The 2,686-nt window shown below is 61.7% G+C and carries 3 protein-coding genes; 2 read left to right on the top strand and 1 reads right to left on the bottom strand.

Annotation, left to right across the window (positions count from 1 at the left end; genetic code table 11):
- Positions 1-131 precede the first annotated feature (131 nt).
- The gene (locus Y705_RS16555; RefSeq protein WP_081737696.1) at positions 132-869 is read right to left on the bottom strand and encodes a GNAT family N-acetyltransferase; all 738 of its coding nucleotides are present in this window, start codon (positions 867-869) and stop codon (positions 132-134) included.
- A gap of 440 nt (positions 870-1,309) precedes the next feature.
- Here Y705_RS16555 and Y705_RS16550 point away from each other — a divergent pair, with 440 nt between their 5' ends.
- Together Y705_RS16550 and Y705_RS16545 are read left to right on the top strand one after the other, a co-directional pair.
- Positions 1,310-2,248 carry a GAF domain-containing protein gene (locus tag Y705_RS16550; protein WP_081737695.1) on the top strand — a complete coding sequence of 313 codons (939 nt, stop codon included), beginning with the start codon at positions 1,310-1,312 and terminating at the stop codon, positions 2,246-2,248.
- 205 nt (positions 2,249-2,453) lie between these two features.
- On the top strand, positions 2,454-2,686 hold a 233-nt coding region (locus Y705_RS16545; RefSeq protein ID WP_155849853.1), incomplete at its 3' end, for a hypothetical protein.

The following is a 2,686-nucleotide window of genomic DNA, read 5'->3' as shown; positions in this document are numbered from 1 at the left end:
CCATCGGAATCCTGCAACGCGCCTCCAACGGCCAGAACATCAAACTCCGAGCCCTGGCCGAGCAACTCGTCACCAGCATCGGCACCACCCCGGCCCAAACCCACTTCAGCACCTGAACCCAGTCCCGGCTGTCAACGACCAGTGAGGTTCCGGACGAAGGTTGCCAGGCGTTGGCCCAAGGACAAAGCCGCCGCCGGGTGCGCGGGGATTTCCAATTGCTCGTGCCCCGCAAGGGCCTCGCCTGCCGGTTCGGATGAGCCCGATCCGACGTCGTCACTTTCCTTCCGAGGCCTTAACGAAGGCATATGGGGTGGCAGGGTTCGCTCAAAGATGGCGAGCCGCTCAGACTCATCGTCTTTGTGTTCCCCGACGTTCACGAAACCGTACCGGGTCACCAATCGCCGGCACAGCAGATCATCGGTGCTCAGGCTGGCCCTGACGGTGCGGACCTCCGGGAGGGCTTCAGCTTTCTCTAACAGGATGACAAGAGCCGCTTCGGCGTAGCCTTTCCGCCGGTGCACCGGATCCACGGCATACCCGATCTCCACCACGCCGACAGGATCAGGAGGGCCACGGAAACCCGCCCATCCGACGGTCCGTTGAGCCCCGAAATCCACGATTAATCGGGCAACCCACCCTGTCTTACCTGGTGCGGCGGCAACCTGTTCGCTGCTCATCCGCCACACATCCAGTCCCTCCGGCGACACCAAATACGGTGTTAGGACATCCGGAGCCACAGCTGTGTTCGAGAACGCCTGGGCAGCCTCCAGGTCTCCCCTGCTGAGAGCATGGATCACCTCGGTAGGAAGCTGCACCAAAGAAGTGTCTTCTGCCTCAAGGGCCCCCGAAGACCACGGACCGTCGCTCATGCTCATGCTCTGATTTTCGCAGCTTCCCGAGCTTACGGATGATCGGCGGGCACCTGGGAGATCAGCACTGGATTTTTAGTAATGACGGGATTGAGAGCGTGAGGACCCCTGATACCGCCTCTGCGCGAAGAGGTGAATCTGCGTCCATCGACCAGTGAAACGGGACGCCCTCAAGATCCGGTCGGAGTTTCTGCCTCTCGGTGACGTCGAAGGCCTTGATCGTGGACTGTGTGTTGTCGGCGATGATGAAGCGTTGGTACGCAGCTCATTGTTCCGCGCGGTAGGAGCACCACCGGCTTCCTCCACCTCGCGACTGGCGGTGCAGCACGGCTATTCCCCCGGTGTCGACCCACGGCCGTGTGATGAAGCTGATATGAGACGACGTGCGCGGACCTTTATCCTTGGAACTGAAATTATCTGGCTCCTGCCACGAGTCAGGAATGATGGAAGGACTGGATGTGCTGGATGTCTATGTGCAGCAGTGGACTGCTCTTCAGACCGTCCGTGCGTCGAACCTGCGCGTCGATGACGTGTTCGTGGCTTACGGAAGTATCGGCGGGGCTGCCGACGAGGTTGACGTCGCGGGGTATCTGACGGGCCTGGTCATGCTCCCGACCCTGGAGCGGGATTTGGTAGCGCAGACCATCAACGAGCTGCTGGATGTTACAGGGTCCCTCGTCGACGGCGCCCACTACAGCACTGATGACGTCACCGCCGGCTCCGGGTACAGCGACTACCTCCGGGCCCTGGTTCTCTCCCCGGACGGGTATGCCTTCCACGTGCCAGCTGCCGGGGATTCCAGCACCAGCAGCACTACCTCCGATGCCTCACCTGACGCTCCAGGGGGTGCCTTCCACAAAGCCGGTGATGCCGGGGCGGATGCGCCTGTCGACGATGTGGAGTATGAACGGGAGTTCCGGCGTTGCCATGCCCTGTATGAGTCGGGGCTGCTTGAGACGGGCGCGGAGGAAAGATTCGACCGGATCACTGTCCAGGCTCGGGACTACTTCGGTGTCAGCTCGGCCTCGATCGCCCTGATCACCGAGGACTCCCAGATCATCAAGTCCGTCGTCGGCCCGATCGGCCAGGACTTGCCGCGCGAGGTTGCCCTGTGCTCAAAGACCATCGAGAAGGATCGGACCCTGGTGATCACTGATGCCAGCACCGACCCCGATTACCGGGATCATCCCCTGGTCGTCGACGGGCCGGAAGTCCGGTTCTATGCGGGCCATCCCGTGTCCACGGCCGGTGGGTGGCGGATCGGAACGCTGTGCCTGATTGATGACCGGCCCCGGGCCTTCACCGAGGACGACGAACGGGACTTGAGGGCCTTCGCGGCCCGCGTGCAGGTCGAGATGTGGGTTTCCCCCCTCCACTAACCCCGTATCAACGTCGGAGCAGCACCAGGCATGCGTGCCTACGTGCGTGCGTGTTCCCTACGGGGGGCACGTGAAGGATGGTGCAGTGAGCGCATCATGAGAAAAATCAGCGTACTGAGTGTATTTTTGGCGTACTTCTGGTTAGTGTCAGGAGAGTACCGGGTCCAGAAAAAGGCGCGGTGACGCACCAGCACAGGATTTGACCATGACACAGCAGTTATACCCCGACACCACGATTTCACCCGAGATCTCGGGACCGGCAGCGCCGCCGGTCGCGGGATTCTCCGGAGAAACTCTCCTTGATGTTGATGTTTTCCGCTCCCGGCGGGGTGAGCGTGAGTCCGTGTGGCTGGAACGAGCACTGGCGATCGAGGACTTTTCCCAGACCTCGATGAGGGAATTGCGGGTGCTGGCGAACCAGCTGTACCGGCTCATCGA

This window comes from Arthrobacter sp. H41 (assembly GCF_000520535.1).
Lineage (GTDB): Bacteria > Actinomycetota > Actinomycetes > Actinomycetales > Micrococcaceae > Arthrobacter_D.
Note: the sequence above shows the minus strand (reverse complement) of the source record. Positions and strands in the feature narration are given on the sequence as shown.